Genomic DNA, 16,941 nt, shown 5'->3' with positions numbered 1-16,941 from the left:
GCCGTCACCGAGAGGAAACCGTATGAAGAAGAAGCTGCTCGCCGTGGCCGGTGTGTCGGCCTGCGCCCTGGGCCTCGGCCTGGGCGTCCCCGCGATGGCGTCCGCCTCGGCCGCCGCCGTCTCCTACGAGGCCACGCTGAACCCGATCGCCGCCAACAAGGTCACCGGCAACGGCACCGCGTGGGTCACCCTGAACGGCAACTCCGCCGAGATCAAGCTCCAGGTCAACGGGCTGCTCGAGGGCGCCCCGCACGCCCAGCACATCCACGTCGACGCCCTGGGCCAGTGCCCCGGCGACGCGCAGGCCAAGGACCACAACGGCCAGCGGTCCATCAACGTGGCCGACGGTGTGCCGCTCTACGGCGCCATCGGCACCTCGCTGACCACCGAGGGCGACACCTCGCCCGCGGCGGCCCTGAACGTCGCGGCCTTCCCGAGCAACGGCTCCTACACCTACACCCGCACCATCGACCTGGACCCGAACGTGGTGGCCAACCTGCAGAAGGGCACCGCCGTCCTCGTCGTGCACGGCATCGACTACAACGGCAACGGCACCTACGACGGCGTCCTGGGGGCCAGCGAGCTGGATCCGAGCCTGCCCGCCGAGGCCACCGACCCGGCTCTGTGCGGCGCCTTCAAGCCGATGCAGATGGCCGGCGTGCCCGCCGGTTCGGCCGACACCGGTGGCGGCGCGACCGCTTCCGGCATGAGCAGCACCGAGGTCGCCGCGGGCACCGCCGCGGTCGTGGCGATCGCCGGGGCGGGCCTCGTGGCCTACCGCCGTCGTCGTCCCGCCCAGGACTGATCCCGCTCCCCGTCCCTCGGACGGGACCGGAGCAGGACACCCCGGCGCTCCCCGGGCCCGGTCGGACCTCCGACCGGGTCCGGGCCCGTCCTGGGGGCATGATGGAGGTGACTCTCGGGTCGCTCGTCATGACTTGACGTGAACCGTGACCGTCCGGGTGGGCGCCCGCCGCCCACCCACCGTCCAGGGAGTGATCGATGACCGGCCTCGACCGTCAGCCCACCACCGGCCCTGACCGGCGTCGCGCGCGGCGGTGGCTGGCCGCGGCCGGCACGGCGGGCGTGCTGCTGCTGGGCGCCTGCGGGTCGCCGCAGACCACCGCTCCCCAGCCCGGCGCCGACGTGGCCGGCACGCTGGCCCCGCGTTCGTCGACGGTCGCCGCGGCTCCCTCGTCCAGCGCCCCGGCGTCACCCACCCCCGCGGTCGATCCGCCGTCGTCGGTGTCCTCGGCCGAACCGGCTCCCGACACCACCCCGCCCGCCGACACCCCGGCGGCCGACCCGGCTCCCGTGGGCGACACCGCGGCGCCCGTCCCGCCGACCGCGCCCGCTCCGGAGGCCGTCGCGCCCCTTCCTGAGTCACCCCCGGTGAGCCTGTCCGTCCCGGCCATCGGGGTCACCTCGGCCCTGCTCGACCTGGGGCTGAACGACGACGGCACCGTCGAGGTCCCGCCGCTGGACGAGCCCGAGAGCAAGGCCGGCTGGTACCGCAACTCCCCGGATCCGGGGTCCCTCGGGCCGTCGATCATCCTGGGTCATGTCGACTCCAAGAAGTACGGACCGGGCGTCTTCTACGAGCTGGGCGCACTCAAGCCGGGCGACACCATCGAGGTGACGCGGCAGGACAACACCGTCGCGGTCTTCACCATCGACGCCGTCCGCTCCTACCCCAAGTCGGACTTCCCCACCCTGGACGTCTACGGCAACCTCGACCACGCCGGCATCCGGCTGATCACCTGCGGCGGCGAGTTCGACCCCGCCGCGAGCAGCTACGAGTCCAACATCATCGCCTTCGGCACGCTGACCTCGTCCCGCCCGGCCTGACCGGTCATTTCGCGTCGGCGTAGCAGCCGACGGCGACCGGATCGACGGGCGTCCGGACGGCCGAACCGGGGAACACCAGCGCGCGGGCGTCCTCCGCGGCCTGCCGCAGCACCTCGCCGACCGCCGGAGCGTGCTCGGCCGGGCAGTGCACGACGAGCTCGTCGTGCTGGAACAGCACCAACTCGGCCCCGGGCAACCCGGCCAGGTCACGACGCACCCCGGACAGCCAGACCGCGGCCCAGTCGGCCGCCGAGGCCTGCACCAGGAAGTTCCGGGTGAACCGACCCCGCTCGCGGGCGACCTGACGGGCCCGCCGGGCCGCAGCCTCCCCCGCCTCGGGCACCGACCCGGCCAGGACCGCCTCGCTCCACGCCGCGGACGGTGCGGGCGCCTGCCGACCGAGCACCGACCGCACGGTGCGGCCGCGCTCACCCGCCTCCGCCGCCGCCTGCACGCAGCCCATCGCCTGCGGGTACTGCCGGTACAGCACGGGCACCAACCGACCCGCCTCGCCGGCCGTCGCCCCGTACATGGCGCCGAGGACGGCGGTCTTCGCACTGTTCCGGTCACCGCCGAACCCCTCCCGGGCCACCACCCCGTACAGGTCCTCCGCGGCCGAGGCCCGCTGCAGCGCCTCGTCCCCCGACACCGCGGCCAGCACCCGCGGTTCGAGCTGGGCGGCGTCGGCCACCACCAGCAGATGCCCGGGGTCGGCCCGGACGGCGGTCCGGAGCAGCCGGGGGATCTGCAGGACGCCGCCACCCCGCGCGGCCCACCGCCCCGACACCACCCCGGCCGGGACGTAGCCGGGGTGGAACCGGCCCTGCTGCACCCACTCGTCCAGCCACGCCCACCCGTTCGCGGTGTGCAGCCGCGCCAGCTCCTTGTAGGCCAGCACGTCCGGCACCGCCGGGTGGTCGACGGACTGCAGCACCCACGCGCGCGTGCTCTCCACGTCGTGCCCCACCCGCTGGAAAGCGCCGCGCAGGTCGACGGCGGAATCGGGGTTCACCGGGAAACCGAACGCGGCGTCGATGCGCTCGGCGAGTTCGCGCATCCGCGGGGGCCGCCGGCCCGTCGGGGGGCGGGCGCCCAGGGCATCGGTGAGCAGCCGACCGTGCACCGCGGCGTCCCACGGCAGGCCGGCCCGGGTCATCTCCACCGCGGCCAGCGCCCCGGCACTCTCCGCGGCGACCAGCAGACGCAGGGCGTTGTCGTCACCGATCCGGCGGACCTGATCGGCCCAGACCCGGCCGAGCCCGGTCGGGTCCGTCGTCCCCGAGCGGCGGGGCACCGCGGCGAACAACTCGGGATGGCCCTCCGGCACCACGGGCGGCGGATCCGCGGGGACGGGACTGCCGGCCAGCCGGGCCAGGACGGCCGCAGCCGACAACGGCTCGCCGTGTCGCCCCTCACGGCCCAGCAGGAGGCGCTCGGTCAGGGTGATGTCGTGCACCCGGGGGATCCGGGCGCCGGCGGCGAGTGCCGACGGATAGACGGCGTCGGTGGCGTCCCACAGCACGCGCCCGGCGAGGCCCGTGACGGCGGCGGCGTCCACCGGCGGTCCGGTCGGGCCGGGTACCCCCGCGGGGTCGAGCGGGGTGCACGTCCAGGCCGGTGGCGTGTCACCCACCTGCTGCAGGACGGTGACCACCGCTCAGGGACGACCGTCCGCCGGGCGGATGGAAGCCCGGATGCGGGCCAGGGCCGCGGCCGCCGCCCGCTCGCGGTCCTCGTCGGTCTGCTGCCGGGCCCGCCCCTGCGCGGACTCCGCGGCCAGCTCGGCGCCGCCCAGGGCGGTGGCGTGCCGGCCCTCGATGCGGTCGCGCACGTGGTCCAGGGTCGGCACCCCGGCGTCGGTGTAGTCCAGCGCGGGCACGGTGGTGTCGCGCTCCGGACCCGCCTCGGCGGGGGTGGCGGCGGGTTCCGGTCGGTAGGGCATGGGTGACGGGGTCACGGGCGATCCTCTCGACGGGTCTTCACGCGGCGGGACGTGTACGCGGCGAGGCCCACCGTACGACCCCGGGCCGACAGCCACCCTTGCGCAAGTTACTGGCCAGTAATATCGTCGACCTACTGGCCGGTAACTTGTCCGGCCGGCCTGCGTCCGCCGGTGGACCCACCGGGAACGACGATCTCGGGAGCACACCATGAGTCACTACCGTTCCAATCTCCGTGACCTGGAGTTCGCCCTGTTCGAGGTGCTCGGCGCCCAGGACCGGATGGGTGTCGGGCCGTTCGCGGAGATGGACGAGGAGACGGCCCGCGGCGTCCTGCACGAGCTGGAGACGGTGGCCGTCGGACCGGTGGCCGCCTCGTTCGTGGACGGCGACCGCAACCCGCCGGTGTACGACCCGGCGACGTTCTCGGTGACCATGCCCGAGTCGTTCCGCAAGACCTACGAGACGTTTCACGACGGCGAGTGGTTCCGCCTGGAGCTGCCGAGCGACCTGGGCGGCTACGGCGCGACCCCGAGCCTGCGCTGGGCGGCGGCCGAGCTGGTGCTGGGCGCGAACCCGGCATTGTTCATGTACTCCGGCGGGCCCAACTTCGGTGTCGTGGTCCACCGCAACGGCACCCCGGACCAGCAGAAGATCGCCGGCCACATGATCAACCGCAACTGGGGTTCGACCATGGTGCTCACCGAGCCCGACGCGGGCAGTGATGTCGGCGCCGGCCGGACGAAGGCCGTGCGTCAGGCCGACGGCACCTGGCACCTGGAGGGCGTGAAGCGGTTCATCACCTCCGGCGACCAGGACATGACCGAGAACATCATCCATCTGGTGCTGGCCCGCCCCGAGGGCGAGGGCATCGAGCCGCGGCCGGGCACCAAGGGACTGAGCCTGTTCGTCGTGCCCAAGTTCCACTTCGACCTGGAGACCGGGGAGAGCGGCGAGCGCAACGGCGCCTTCGTGACCGGCGTGGAGCACAAGATGGGGCTCAAGGTCTCCACCACGTGCGAACTCAGCCTGGGTCTGAACGGCACCCCCGCCGTCGGATACCTGTTGGGCGACAAGCACGACGGCATCGCCCAGATGTTCCAGATCATCGAGTACGCCCGGATGCTGGTCGGCACCAAGGCCATCGCCACGCTGTCCACCGGGTACCTCAACGCGCTGGAGTACGCCAAGGAGCGCGTCCAGGGCGCCGACCTGACCCGCGCCTCGGACAAGACCGCGCCACGGGTCACCATCACCCACCACCCCGACGTCCGCCGGATCCTGATGAAGCAGAAGGCGTACGCGGAGGGGCTCCGCGCGGTCTACCTGTACACCGCGGGCTGGCAGGACCGGATCGCCCTGGAGAGCGAGGCGGGCGGCGAGTCCGGCGCGACCGTGCGCGCCCGGCAGGTCAACGATCTGCTGCTACCCGTCGTCAAGGGCGTCGGCTCCGAGCGCGCGTACGAGAACCTCGCCCTGTCGTTGCAGGTCTTCGGCGGCTCCGGCTACACCCAGGACTACCCGATCGAGCAGTACATCCGGGACGCCAAGATCGACACCCTGTACGAGGGCACCACCGCCATCCAGGCCCAGGACTTCTTCTTCCGCAAGGTCGTCAAGGACAACGGCAAGGCCCTCGGTGTCGTCGCCGGTGAGATCGGCGAGTTCATCGCCCGCACCCGCGCCGCCGACACCGACGGGGCGTTCAAGAACGAGATGGCCCTGCTGGAGACGGCTCTCGGCGACGTGCAGACCATGATCGGCACCATGGTCGGCTTCGCGATGGCCTCGATGAGCACGCCGGAGTCGGTCTACCAGGTCGGCGAGCACGCGGTCAGCCTGCTGATGAGCGTCGGCGATCTACTCATCGGCCACCTGCTGCTCCGTGAGGGCACCGTCGCCGCGGCCGCGCTGGCCGGTTCCCCCGTGGCCAAGGACGTCGACTTCTACACCGGCAAGGTCGCCGTCTCCCGCTGGTTCGCCCGCAACGTGCTACCCGAGCTGACCGCCCGCCGCGCCATCGTGGCCGCCGCCGACACCTCGCTCATGGAGGTGCCGGAAGGGGCGTTCTGAACCTCTGGGCGACCGGGGAGTGACGAGGGGTGTGCGCCCCGGGACAGACTGCGCGGCAGCCGGTCCCGGGGCGTTCCGCTGTGCGGGGGCGGTCTCAGGACTTGGCGGACAACACCCGGGCGGCCTCCCGCTCGGCGGCGGTGTTGCGCTCCCCGGCCCGGGATCCACGGAGCTTGGCCCGGATGTGCTCCCCGACGGTGATGTCCGGGTAGTGGGCGCCGTCCTGGCCGATGCAGGACCCGATGGTGGAGATGACGGCGTCGATGTTGCCGTCGTGGAAGAACGCGGCGGAGCGGCGGCGGCGAATGGTGCCGTCGACCACGGGCGGCTTGACCCGGTGCAGGGTGGACATCCAGCGCTCGTTGGTCCAGCGGGCGGTGAGGTCACCGAGGTTGACCAGCAGCCCGCCCTCGATCGGGCTGACGTCGTGCCAGTCGCCGTCGGTGTCCAGCACCTGCAGCCCGGCGACCCGGTCGGCCCACAGCACGGTGACGATGCCGTAGTCGGTGTGCTCGCCCATCCCGGTCAGTTCGCCGTCCAGGTCGACCAGGCCGGGCGGGAGCGCGTAGTTGTTCATCCGCAGCACGTCCAGCGAGTGGTCGGTGCGGGTGGCGAAGAAGTCGGCGGGGACGTCGAGCGCGTCGGCGAACACCCGGGTCAGCGTGCGGGCCACCCGGCGGGCCTCGACGAAGTAGGCCTGGACAGCGGCGCGGTAGGCCTCGCCGTCGAACCCCGCCGTCGCGGCCGGCCAGAGGTTCTCGGCGTAGTCGTCGGCGCTGTCCTCGGGGGTGACCCCGGCCGGGTAGTCCGAGCGGGCCGCGCCCACGTTGAACGCCTCGAAGAAGTCGTTCATCCGGGTGGCCGCCTCGACCCCGAGGGACAGGCTGAGCGATTCGCTCTTCGGCGGCGCGTACCCGCGGTTGATGTGCGGCGGCGTGCGGTAGGTCTTCTTGACCTCGAGGTCCTGACCGAAGAAGTCGTCCATGGCACCCGCCAGGCCGTCGGTGACCTGCGTCGGCACCCCGTGGCCGAGGATCTGCACGAAGCCCACCGTCCGGCAGGCCGCATCCATCTCGGCGGCCACCCGCGCCCGGTCGGCGGGGCTGCCATCGTCCCGCACGTAGGGGCCGATGTCGACGACGGGGACGGTGAAATCGACGCTCACGGCAACTCCCGGGGTGGGCGGGGTGGGACGGTGCCACCCTCCCACGACGGCCCGCCCACCGAACAGTCCGGCTCCGCCGCCCGCGGGCCGTCGGTGCCGTCCACTAGCGTCCTGCACGAGGCGCGGCCCCACGGGGACGTGCCACCGGTCGGTGTCGACCCCGTTCCCGCCGACGACCTGCAGGACGACGACGGGCCCACGGCCCGGCAGCGGAGGAGACGACATGGCGGTACGGGCGGCGACCCTGGTGGGCCCCGGCGCGATCGAGGTGCGGGAGTACCCGCTCCCCACCGAGCTGGAACCCGGCGCGATCCTGCTGGACATGATCGCGTCGGGCATCTGCGGGACCGACAAGCACACCTTCCGCGGCGAGACCGTCCAGTACGCCGGGACGGCCAAGGAGCGCCGCACCCCGTTCCCGATCATCCAGGGGCACGAGAACATCGGCACCGTCCGGGCTCTCGGCCCGGGCGGGGCCCTCGCGCACGACGGCACCCCGTTGCGCATCGGCGACCGCGTGGTGCCTGCCCCGAACCGGGCCTGCGGGACGTGCCGCAACTGCCAGCGCGGTTTCCCGTACTACCTCTGCGCGAACCTGGAGAACTACGGCAACTCGCTGACCTCGACCACCGCCCCCCACCTGTTCGGCGGCTGGGCGCAGTCGCTCCACCTGCTGCCCGGGACGGCGGTGTTCCGCGTCCCGGAGGACCTGCCCTCCGAGGTCGCGGTGCTGACCGAGATCTTCGCCGTCACGCACAGTCTGGAGCGGGCGGCCGCCGTCCGACGCCCCGGCGGATTCCTGCCCGGCGACACCGTGGTCGTCGTCGGGGTCGGTTCCCTGGGCATGGCCCACCTCGTCAAGGCCCACCTGATGGGAGCCGGTCGGGTCATCGCCGTGGACCGGTCGGCCAAGCGGTTGGCGCTGGCCCGCCGGTTGGTCGACGCCGACACCGTGCTCGTGGGCGAGGACCCGGCCTCGGTGCGTGCCGAGGTGATGGCCCTGACCGACGGCGACGGGGCGGACCTCGCGGTCAACGCCACCGGCTTCCCCGGCTCGTTCGCCACCGCGATCGGCCTGGTCCGGGACGCCGGCACCATCGTCGAGGTCGGCGCATTCGTCGACATGGGCGCCGAGGCGTTCAACCCGGCGGTGATCTGCGGCCGCAACCTGACGGTGATGGGCACCGGCGGGGAGGACCTGCAGGCCTACGCCGGCACCCTGGCCCTGCTCGCCCGCCACCACACGAGCATCCCGTTCGCCGAGATGGTGTCCCACGTCTTCCCGATCGCCGACGCGGCCCTGGCCGTCGAGACCTCCCTGGACGCGGAGAACGCGACCAAGGTGCTCGTCTCCGACGTCCTGCCCGCCCGGACCCCCTGATCCCGCCCTCCACCCGCCCCTCCTGATCGCCCCGAGAACGGACACCTGATGAGCACCGCATCGACGAACCCGACCACCCCGCTGGGCATCGGCGTGCTGGGCGCCGCCCGCATCTCCACCGACGCCCTGATCGACCCGGCCCACGAGATCGGCGCCCGCCTCGTCGCCGTCGCCGCCCGGGACCGGTCGCGTGCGACCGAGTTCGCCTCCCGGCACGGCGTGGAGCACGTCGTGGACGACTACCAGGCCGTCATCGACCACCCCGACGTCGAGGTGATCTACAACCCGCTCACCAACAACCTGCACGCCCCGTGGAACCTGCGGGCGATCCGCGCCGGCAAGCCGGTGCTGACCGAGAAGCCCTCCGCCGCCGACGCTGTCGAGGCGCGGACGGTCCGCGACGCCGTGCGGGCGGCGGGGGTGCCCGTCATCGAGGCCTTCCACCACCTCCACCACCCGCTGATGCACCGGATGGCCGAGCTGGCCCTGGGTGGGGAGCTCGGCGACCTGCAGTACGTCGAGGTGCGGATGATGATGCCCCCGCCGCCGGCCGGTGACCTGCGGTGGGACCCGGCCCTGGCCGGCGGCGGGCTGATGGACGTCGGCTGCTACGCCGTCCGGACGACCCGGGAACTCGCCCACCGCCTGGGCGGCGAGCCGGAACTGACCGGCGCGCGCGGCGGCGAGCTCACCGAGATCCCGGGGGTGGACGCGTGGATCGCCGCCGACCTGCGTCTGCCCGGCGGGGTGCCCGTCCACCTGGAGTCGAGCATGACCCACCACAGCGTGGACTTCTCGCTGCGGGTGGTCGGCAGTCGGGGCGAGGCGTTCGCCCCCAACTACGTCAAACCGCAGGAGGACGACCGCATCGTGATCACCCGCGGCGGCGGCCAGCAGGAGGAGCGGATGGGTACGCGGTCGAGCTACGCCTACCAGCTCGAGGCGTTCACCGACCTGGTCCGCAACGGCACGCCGATGTCCACCGACGCCGACGACGCCGTGCTCACCATGACGCTGATCGACGACATCTACCGCTCCGCCGGGATGGCCCCGCGCACGGCCACCCCCGACGCCGCCGGGGCCGGCGCATGAGCATCCGGGTCGCCGTCATCGGGGCCGGCGTGATCGGTAGCGCGCACGCGGTCAGCCTCGCCCGGGGGATCTCCGGGTCCACCGTCACCGTCGTGCACGACTTCGACCCGGCGCGGGCCGGCGCGCTGGCCGAGCAGATCGATGCCCGCCGAGTCGACGAGCTGGCCGACGTGTTCACCGCGGACGACGTCGACGCCGTCCTCATCGCCTCCCCGGACGCGGTGCACGCGCAGCAGCTGCTCCTCGGACTGCCGGCCGGCAAGCCCATCCTGTGCGAGAAGCCGCTGGCCACCACCGAGGCGGACGCCCGGGCCGTGGTCGACGCGGAGATCGCCCTGGGCCGGCGGGTGCTGCAGCTGGGCTTCATGCGGCGCTTCGACCCCGGGTACGTGCAGCTCAAGGACGAGCTCACCGCCGGGCGCATCGGCGAGCCACTGATCGTGCACAACATCCACCGCAACACCCGGGCGCCGTACGGGCTGCGGACCGAGCAGACGCTGACCAACATGGTGGTGCACGAGTTCGACATCGGCCGGTGGCTGCTGGACGAGGAGTACGCGTCGATCACCGTGCTCACTCCCCGGCCCGGACCGCTCACCCCGGAGGGCCAGCACGACCCGCTGCTGGTCATCCTGCGCACCCGCAGCGGGGTGCTGATGGAGGTGGAGGCCTTCGCCAACGCCCAGCTCGGATACGAGGTGACCTGCCGGGTCACCGGGTCGTCGGGCCAGTCGGTGATGGGCGACGGCGCCTTCATCACCCGGTCCGCGGCGTTCAGCCGCGGCGTCGACATCCCCGAGCTGTGGTTCGGGCGGTTCGCCGAGGCCTACCGCGTCCAGCTGCAGAGCTGGATCGACGCGCTGCGTCACGACACCCCGCTGCTCGGGGCGAATGCGTGGGACGGCTACGCGGCCACCGTGGTGTCCACCCGGGCGATCGAGGCCTACCGGACCGGGACGACGGTCGACATCGAGCTGCCGGAGGTGCCGGAGCTGTACGCGAGCGGATGAGGACTCAGGAGCGGCGGAGCAGCTGATCGACGGGCGCGTGGTCGTCGGTGAGCGGCGCCGCATCCGCGACGAAACCGGTGACGTCGTCGCCCGCGAGGGCGGCATCGGTCCCACCCCGCGCGCGGTTGACCGCCAGCAGCGCTGCGGCGTCGATCGGCCGGTGGGCGGCGACGATCACCAGGTTCCCGCCCGTCGTCCCGGCGAGCCGGTCGGGCGGACCCAGCACGGCCACCGACCCGAACACCTGGCGCAGCGTGGCGAGCTCGGCGCGGGCGAAGCGGTACGGCGGGTGGTCGATGAGGTTCAGGACGTACATCCCGTCGGGACGCATCACCCGGTCGACCTCCTGAGCCCACTCGACGGTGGTCAGGTGCCAGGGCACGGCCAACCCGCCGAAGGCGTCGCCCAGCACGACGTCGGCGGAGGAGTCGGGCAGCTCCCGCAGGGCCGTGCGGGCGTCCCCGACCCGCACCTGCAGATCGGCCGAGCGGACCAGACCCAGCTGCTGCTCGGCGATCTCGACCAGGGTCGGGTCCAGCTCCAGGACGACGTTCGTCGAACCCGGGCGGGTGGCCTGGACGTAGCGGGGCAGGCTGAACCCGCCGCCACCGACGTGCACGACGTCCAGCGGGGCGTCGTCCGGACCGGCCACGGCCAGCGTGTCGGCGAACAGCCGCGCGTAGGAGAAGTCCAGCCGGGCCGGGTCGTCGGGATGGATGCAGCTGTGCCGCAGCGTGTCCAGGTACAGCGTCAACCCGTCCGGGCAACCGGCGAGATCGGGCACCACGCGGGCGCAGAAGTAGGCCGACTCCCGTTCGCACGGGTCCAGCGCGGCGTTCAACCGCTCGACCCCCAGCCCGCCGCCCGCACCCACCAGCACGACGACGGCCGCCAGCGCGGTGGGGAAGGTCTGCCGGGTCGAGCGGCGCAGCCCGATCTCGACGGCCACCCCCATGGCCAGGACGACCACGGCCACCCCGATGAGGATCGGCGTGGTGGGCCAGGCGGCCACCAGCAGGAACCCGGTCAGGAAGGTGCCGACGATGGCCCCGGCCGTGCCCAGGGCGGACAGCCGGCCCACCGTGCGACCCGTCTCGCCCAGATCGGCGAGCTGCATCTTGATCACCGCGGGCGGTACCGCGGACAGCACCGCCGCCGGGAGGAAGAACGCCATGGCGACCAGGAGCACCACGGCGCCCGGACCGGTCCCCCAGGACAACGAGCCGATCAACCGCACGATCGGCACGATGAGCAGCGACAGCGCGCCGCCCAGCAGCAGGATCGGCCCGAGCAGCAGGTGCGGCCGGCGCCGGTCGGCGAGCTTGCCACCCAGCCAGGTGCCGACCGCGATGGCGGCCAGGATCGTCCCGATGATGCCGGTGTAGGTCTCCAGCGTCACGCCGACGTAGGGCGCGAGCAGCCGGGCGGCGAGGATCTCCATCACCAGCACCGCCGCCGACGTGACGAAGACCAGGACTCCGGCCGGGAAGGGTCGCATCCGGGCAGTATGCCCAGCGCCGGACCCGATCACTCCCGGGTGCGCCCCGCGGTGATGATGGTGGGATGTCCGACCCCGAACCGACCACCGACCCCCGTGCACGACTGCTGCAGCTGCGGGCCGATCTCGTCGCGGAGTCCGACGACACCCACCGGGCGCTGCAGGAGATCCGGCGGCTGCGGCTGGACCGGTCCGACGACGACGAGCACGACCCGGAGGGCGCGCCGCTGTCCGGGGAGTGGTTCCGGGTGGACGGCCTGCACACCGCCGCCCGGCAACGGGTCCGCGACGTCGACGAGGCCCTGGCCGATCTGGACGCCGGCCGCTACGGCAGCTGCCGCCGCTGCGGTGAGCCGATCGCGCCGGGCCGACTGGAGATCATGCCCACCGCCACCCGCTGCGTGCGGTGCGCCGGCAAGCCCTGACCTGCTCAATCGCGGTCGCGGTCCTTCCGGGTGCGCCCCTTCTCGTCGGCGAGCGGCCGCGCGGCCACCACCGGGAACGCCCCGGTGTAGCCGGAACGCTCCTGCGCGATGGCGGTGATCCGGTCGCGGCAACGGAACCAGCCGAAGACCAGCAGCGGCACGATGATCACCAGCGAGGCGATCGTGTACGTGCCGATGGGGTAGTCGAAGGCGATGAGGACGAGCACCGCGCCGAGGAAGAGCAGCGTCAACCAGCCGGTGTACGGGGAACCGAACAGGCGGAACGAGGGGCGTTCCAGTCGCCCCTGCTTCGACCACGAGAACAGCTTGAGCTGGCACAGCACGATGGTCGCCCAACTGCTCAGGATGCCCAGCGACGCGACGTTCAGGACGATCTCGAACGCCTCCGCCGGGACGATCGCGTTCAACCCGACGCCGAGCAGGGTGACCACCGCGGTCAGAGCGATGCCGCCGTACGGCACCCCGGCCCGGTTCATCCGCGCCGCGAACTGCGGTGCGGACCCGGCCTTGGCCATCGAGTGCAGGATGCGGCCGGTGGAGTAGAGCCCCGCGTTCAGCGAGGACAGCGCGGCGGTCAGCACCACGAGATTCATGATCACGCCGATGCTGTCGACGCCGATCGAGGAGAAGAACGTGACGAACGGGGACTCGCCCGCCCGGTAGGCCGTGTACGGCAGCAGCAGCGAGAGCAGCAGCACCGACCCGACGTAGAACACCGCGATCCGCCAGATGACCGTGTTGATCGCCTTGGGCATGACCTTCTCGGGGTTCTCCGTCTCCCCCGCCGTCGTCCCGACCAGCTCGATGGCCGCGTAGGCGAACACCACGCCCTGGATGATCACGATCGCCGGGACGAGGCCGTTCGGCAGCCAGCCGCCGTTGTCGGTGATCAGGCTGAACCCGACCTGCTGCCCGTCGACCGGCGTCCCGAAGATCACGAAGTAGATGCCCACCAGCAGGAAGGCGACCAGCGCGACCACCTTGATCAGCGCGAACCAGAACTCCATCTCGCCGAACACCTTGACCGACACCAGGTTCAGCCCGAGCACGATGACCAGGGCCACCAGCGCCCACACCCACTGCGGCACGGAGTCGATGAACGTGGAGTACTGCCCGAAGAACTTCATGTACAGCGCGACCGCGGTGACGTCGACGATGGAGGTCATCGCCCAGTTCAGCCAGTACATCCAACCGGCGGTGTACGCGGCCTTCTCGCCGAAGAACTCCCGCGCGTAGGACACGAACGACCCCGACGACGGCCGGTGCAGCACCAGCTCGCCCATGGCCCGCAGCACCAGGAACGCGAAGAACCCGCACAGCGCGTAAATGAACACCAGCGCGGGGCCGGCCTGGTTCAGTCGCCCGCCCGCGCCCAGGAACAACCCGGTGCCGATGGCGCCGCCGATGGCGATCATCTGGATCTGCCGCGACTTCAGCCCCTTGTGGTACCCGGCCTCCTCCTCGGCGAACCGGCCCGGATCGGGCCCGGCCGGGGGCGTGCGGTCGACCGGCGGTGGGGTGTCGTGCGTGGCCATGGGCAGGATCCTGACGGCGGCGGGGCGGGGGCGTGGGCCGTCGACGGGTGGGGACCCCGCGGCGGCCCGGGACGGGCGACCGCGCCGTGATCATGGTGACGACATCGGCACAGTGTGCGACCCGACCGCGACGGCGGCAACGGGAGTCCCGGGACCGCTCACCGCCGGTTCACCCGGGACGGCCGTCCGGCCACCGTCCCGGCGCCGAGGGTGCGGAGGCGCACCCGCCCGGGCCCTACCCGGGAACAGCGCCCGTCGAGGAGGTCAGCCGGTGCTGCCGGGGGGCGGGAACCCGCCGACCAGGGCCGGCACCCGGTCCCGCGGGGCGGGCGGCGCATCGCCACCGGGCGGCGGGAAGCCGCCGATCAGTCGGGGCAGGGCGGCCGGGTCGTGCGGTGCGGGCAGGGATCCGCCGGGCGGCGGGAAGCCCCCCGGCTGCGGCAGTCGGTCGCCGGGCGGCGGGCCGGGGCGGTGCGGGGCGGCGGGTGTCCGGTCCGCGGGACGGGCGCCGTACCCCGGGGGCGGTGCGCCCGGGGAGGTCGGGCCGCCCGGCCGGGAGTACCCGGCCGGTGCGGGCGCGGTCGGCGGTGCCGGCCGGGAGTACCCGGTCACGGCGGGCGGGGTGGGCGCGGTCGGCGGTGCCGGCCGGGAGTACCCGGTCGGCGCGGGCGCGCCCGACGGGGGTACGGCCCGTGGAGCAGCGGCGGGCCCGGTCGTGGTGGCCGGGGCTGCCGGTTCGTCGACGTCCACGCCGTACTCCCGGGCCAGCGCGGCCGTGCCCTGCGTCCAGCCGGCCGACACGCTGCGCACCTTCCAGGTGCCGCCCCGGCGGTAGACCTCCACCAGGACGGCGGCCCGTTCCGTGGTCAGGCCGGACGCCGACGCGGTGACCGGCACACCGGAGCGCTGGTCCACCCGGACGGACAGCTCTCCCTGCGCGGTCAGCGGGCCGGCCACGCCGTCGTCCACCGCCACGCACACCGCGATCGTCTCCACGGCCGCGGGCACGCGGGCCGGATCGATCGACAACCGTTGCCCGTCGAGCAGTCTCACCGCACCCTCGGGCGAGGTGGGCTGGTTGAAGAACACGAGATCGGCGTCGCTGCGCACCGTTCCGGCCGCGGTGATCTGGAAGGCCAGCACGTCCACCGCACCACGACGGGCGCCGGACACGGTGATCTCGACCGGGCCGTCGGACAGCGGCGCGTTCGCCCCCTTGGTCAGCTGCGTCATGTCCCCACTCCCGTCCCTCACTCCGGCAGCGGCCGGTAGTCCCCGGTCTGGGTCACCTTGGCGATGGCCCGCATCTTGTTCACCGCGTCCAGCGCCGCGACCTTGTACGACTCGGCGAGCGTCGGGTAGTTGAACACCGCGTCCACCAGGTAGTCGACGGTGCCGCCGCACCCCATCACCGTCTGCCCGATGTGCACGAGCTCGGTGGCGTTGGTGCCGAACACGTGCACGCCCAACAGTTCTCGGGACTCGGCGTGCACCAGCAGCTTGAGCATGCCGTAGGAGTCACCGAGGATGGCGCCGCGGGCCAGTTCCCGGTACCGGGACACCCCGACCTCGAACGGCACGTTCTCGCCGGTGAGCTGCTCCTCGGTCCGCCCCACGTAGCTGATCTCGGGGATCGTGTAGATGCCGATGGGCTGCAGGTCGCCCAGCTTGCCGCCGACCGACTCGCCGAACGCGTGGTAGCTGGCGCGGCGGCCCTGTTCCATCGACGTGGCCGCCAGGGCCGGGAACCCGATGACGTCACCCACGGCGTAGATGTGGCCGACCTCGGTCTGGAAGTGCTCGTTGACCTCGATACGGCCACGTTCCCCCGCGGACAGTCCGGCCGCCGGCATGTCCAGGGCGTCGGTGACCCCCTGCCGGCCGGCGGAGTACAGCACCGTGTCGGCGGGGATGCGCTTGCCCGATTCGAGCAGGGTGACCGTGCCGGCCGGGTGCCGCTGCACCTCCTTGACCGACTCGGAGAACCGGAACGTCACGGCGAGATCGCGGAGCTGGTACTGCAGGGCCTCGACGATCTCCCGGTCGCAGAAGTCCAGCATGCTCGACCGCTTCTCGACCACGGTCACCTTGGTGCCCAGCGCGGCGAACATGGAGGCGTATTCGATCCCGATGACACCGGCGCCGACCACCACCATCGAGGTGGGGACGTGGGCCATCCCGAGGATCTGGTCGGAATCCATGATGGTGGCGCCGTCGAAGTCGACGCTGGCCGGGCGGGCCGGGCGGGTACCCACGGCGATGACGATCTTGTCGGCCCGTACCTCGCGGTGGTCGCCGTTGTCGTCGGCCACCTTGAGGGTGTGCGGGTCCAGGAAGGTGGCCGTGCCCGGCAGCAGGGCGACGTGGTTGCGGGAAAGCTGGTTGCGGATGACGTCGATCTCCCGCGCGATGACGTGCTGGGTGCGGGCGGAGAGGTCGGCGACGGTGATGTCGTTCTTGACGCGGTAGGACTGGCCGTAGAGCTCCCGCTGGCTGAGTCCGGTCAGGTAGAGCACCGCTTCGCGCATCGTCTTCGACGGGATGGTGCCGGTGTTGATGCACACGCCGCCGACCATGTCCCGACGCTCCACCACGGCCGCGCGGCGACCCAGCTTGGCCGCGGCGATGGCCGCCTTCTGTCCCGCCGGGCCCGAACCGATGACCACCAGGTCGTAGCTGTCCATGAGCGCACACTCCCCTCCCGGCACGCCGGGCTCGCGGTGCGGCGAATCATCCCGCACGCGCAGGCGCAGCGGGTCACCGGAGGGTGAACTTCCCGCGCAGGGCGACCCCCGGTGGTGAACCGCGGGTCGAGAGCGGGGCGTTCGCCCCGGAGACGCAGATGACTCCGGACGGCCGCCAGGTCGGGGGTCTGGCGGTAGTCCGGAGTCGTCTGGTTCGTCGTCCTCCCCCCGGCGGTCGTTACAGACGCGAAGGGATCTGACGAGTGAAG

At 72.7% G+C, this 16,941-nt stretch carries 14 protein-coding genes; 7 read left to right on the top strand and 7 right to left on the bottom strand.

The annotated features are described in order from the left end of the window. The first annotated feature begins 22 nt into the window (after window positions 1-22). Together J2S58_RS12905 and J2S58_RS12900 are read left to right on the top strand one after the other, a co-directional pair. Entirely contained in the window at window positions 23-805 is a 783-nt protein-coding gene (locus J2S58_RS12905; RefSeq protein WP_205256717.1) for a hypothetical protein, read from the top strand. Between the two features lie 197 nt (window positions 806-1,002). Continuing rightward, the gene (locus J2S58_RS12900) at window positions 1,003-1,848 is read left to right on the top strand and encodes a class F sortase (RefSeq protein ID WP_205256718.1); all 846 of its coding nucleotides are present in this window, start codon (window positions 1,003-1,005) and stop codon (window positions 1,846-1,848) included. Between the two features lie 4 nt (window positions 1,849-1,852). On the opposite strand, the gene J2S58_RS12895 is transcribed toward J2S58_RS12900, so the two are convergent. Beyond that, on the bottom strand, window positions 1,853-3,502 hold the full coding sequence (locus tag J2S58_RS12895; protein WP_205256719.1) for a bifunctional 3'-5' exonuclease/DNA polymerase: 1,650 nt from the start codon (window positions 3,500-3,502) through the stop codon (window positions 1,853-1,855). Window positions 3,503-3,505: 3 nt separating this feature from the next. Further along, window positions 3,506-3,805 carry a hypothetical protein gene (locus J2S58_RS12890; protein ID WP_205256721.1) on the bottom strand — a complete coding sequence of 100 codons (300 nt, stop codon included), beginning with the start codon at window positions 3,803-3,805 and terminating at the stop codon, window positions 3,506-3,508. Window positions 3,806-3,998: 193 nt separating this feature from the next. On the opposite strand from J2S58_RS12890, the gene J2S58_RS12885 reads away from it, so the two are divergent. Continuing rightward, a complete protein-coding gene (locus J2S58_RS12885; RefSeq protein WP_205256722.1) occupies window positions 3,999-5,861 on the top strand; it encodes an acyl-CoA dehydrogenase in 1,863 nt (620 codons plus the stop codon). Between the two features lie 94 nt (window positions 5,862-5,955). On the opposite strand, the gene J2S58_RS12880 is transcribed toward J2S58_RS12885, so the two are convergent. Continuing rightward, on the bottom strand, window positions 5,956-7,026 hold the full coding sequence (locus J2S58_RS12880; protein WP_205256723.1) for an isopenicillin N synthase family dioxygenase: 1,071 nt from the start codon (window positions 7,024-7,026) through the stop codon (window positions 5,956-5,958). A gap of 223 nt (window positions 7,027-7,249) precedes the next feature. Between J2S58_RS12880 and J2S58_RS12875 the strand changes: the two genes are divergently transcribed. Genes J2S58_RS12875 through J2S58_RS12865 form a run of 3 tightly spaced genes read left to right on the top strand, consistent with a single transcriptional unit; the run spans window position 7,250 to window position 10,509 of the window. Then, on the top strand, window positions 7,250-8,407 hold the full coding sequence (locus J2S58_RS12875) for a zinc-dependent alcohol dehydrogenase (protein ID WP_205256724.1): 1,158 nt from the start codon (window positions 7,250-7,252) through the stop codon (window positions 8,405-8,407). 48 nt (window positions 8,408-8,455) lie between these two features. Continuing rightward, window positions 8,456-9,499, top strand: coding sequence for a Gfo/Idh/MocA family protein (locus tag J2S58_RS12870; protein WP_205256725.1), 1,044 nt, complete (start codon window positions 8,456-8,458; stop codon window positions 9,497-9,499). After that, the gene (locus J2S58_RS12865) at window positions 9,496-10,509 is read left to right on the top strand and encodes a Gfo/Idh/MocA family protein (RefSeq protein WP_205256727.1); all 1,014 of its coding nucleotides are present in this window, start codon (window positions 9,496-9,498) and stop codon (window positions 10,507-10,509) included. Before J2S58_RS12870 ends, J2S58_RS12865 begins: the two co-directional genes overlap by 4 nt. Before the next feature lie 4 nt (window positions 10,510-10,513). Here the strand turns inward: J2S58_RS12865 and J2S58_RS12860 are convergent, their stop codons facing one another. Continuing rightward, complete coding sequence (locus tag J2S58_RS12860) at window positions 10,514-12,007, bottom strand: fused MFS/spermidine synthase (protein ID WP_205256728.1); 1,494 nt, start codon at window positions 12,005-12,007, stop codon at window positions 10,514-10,516. A gap of 65 nt (window positions 12,008-12,072) precedes the next feature. On the opposite strand from J2S58_RS12860, the gene J2S58_RS12855 reads away from it, so the two are divergent. Beyond that, window positions 12,073-12,432: a TraR/DksA family transcriptional regulator gene (locus tag J2S58_RS12855; RefSeq protein WP_205256729.1), complete on the top strand. Its 360-nt coding sequence runs from the start codon at window positions 12,073-12,075 to the stop codon at window positions 12,430-12,432. Window positions 12,433-12,437: 5 nt separating this feature from the next. Here J2S58_RS12855 and J2S58_RS12850 read toward each other — a convergent pair whose 3' ends face one another. From J2S58_RS12850 to sthA, 3 genes are all read right to left on the bottom strand, one after another. Continuing rightward, complete coding sequence (locus tag J2S58_RS12850) at window positions 12,438-13,988, bottom strand: amino acid permease (protein WP_205256730.1); 1,551 nt, start codon at window positions 13,986-13,988, stop codon at window positions 12,438-12,440. Between the two features lie 264 nt (window positions 13,989-14,252). Continuing rightward, window positions 14,253-15,221, bottom strand: a complete 969-nt coding sequence (locus J2S58_RS12845) for a TerD family protein (RefSeq protein ID WP_205256731.1) — start codon at window positions 15,219-15,221, stop codon at window positions 14,253-14,255. 17 nt (window positions 15,222-15,238) lie between these two features. Further along, window positions 15,239-16,672: a Si-specific NAD(P)(+) transhydrogenase gene (gene sthA, locus J2S58_RS12840; protein WP_205256732.1), complete on the bottom strand. Its 1,434-nt coding sequence runs from the start codon at window positions 16,670-16,672 to the stop codon at window positions 15,239-15,241. Window positions 16,673-16,941: the final 269 nt, after the last annotated feature.

This window comes from Nakamurella flavida (assembly GCF_030811475.1).
In the GTDB taxonomy this organism is placed as follows: domain Bacteria; phylum Actinomycetota; class Actinomycetes; order Mycobacteriales; family Nakamurellaceae; genus Nakamurella; species Nakamurella flavida.
This window is presented reverse-complemented; position numbering and strand designations above follow the sequence as displayed.

Coding starts and splice junctions, on each gene's coding strand:
- J2S58_RS12905 (WP_205256717.1), top strand. CDS start 23: ATGAAGAAGAAGCTGCTCGCCGTGGCCGGTGTGTCGGCCTGCGCCCTG.
- J2S58_RS12900 (WP_205256718.1), top strand. CDS start 1,003: ATGACCGGCCTCGACCGTCAGCCCACCACCGGCCCTGACCGGCGTCGC.
- J2S58_RS12885 (WP_205256722.1), top strand. CDS start 3,999: ATGAGTCACTACCGTTCCAATCTCCGTGACCTGGAGTTCGCCCTGTTC.
- J2S58_RS12875 (WP_205256724.1), top strand. CDS start 7,250: ATGGCGGTACGGGCGGCGACCCTGGTGGGCCCCGGCGCGATCGAGGTG.
- J2S58_RS12870 (WP_205256725.1), top strand. CDS start 8,456: ATGAGCACCGCATCGACGAACCCGACCACCCCGCTGGGCATCGGCGTG.
- J2S58_RS12865 (WP_205256727.1), top strand. CDS start 9,496: ATGAGCATCCGGGTCGCCGTCATCGGGGCCGGCGTGATCGGTAGCGCG.
- J2S58_RS12860 (WP_205256728.1), bottom strand. CDS start 12,007: ATGCGACCCTTCCCGGCCGGAGTCCTGGTCTTCGTCACGTCGGCGGCG.
- J2S58_RS12855 (WP_205256729.1), top strand. CDS start 12,073: ATGTCCGACCCCGAACCGACCACCGACCCCCGTGCACGACTGCTGCAG.
- J2S58_RS12850 (WP_205256730.1), bottom strand. CDS start 13,988: ATGGCCACGCACGACACCCCACCGCCGGTCGACCGCACGCCCCCGGCC.
- J2S58_RS12845 (WP_205256731.1), bottom strand. CDS start 15,221: ATGACGCAGCTGACCAAGGGGGCGAACGCGCCGCTGTCCGACGGCCCG.
- sthA (WP_205256732.1), bottom strand. CDS start 16,672: ATGGACAGCTACGACCTGGTGGTCATCGGTTCGGGCCCGGCGGGACAG.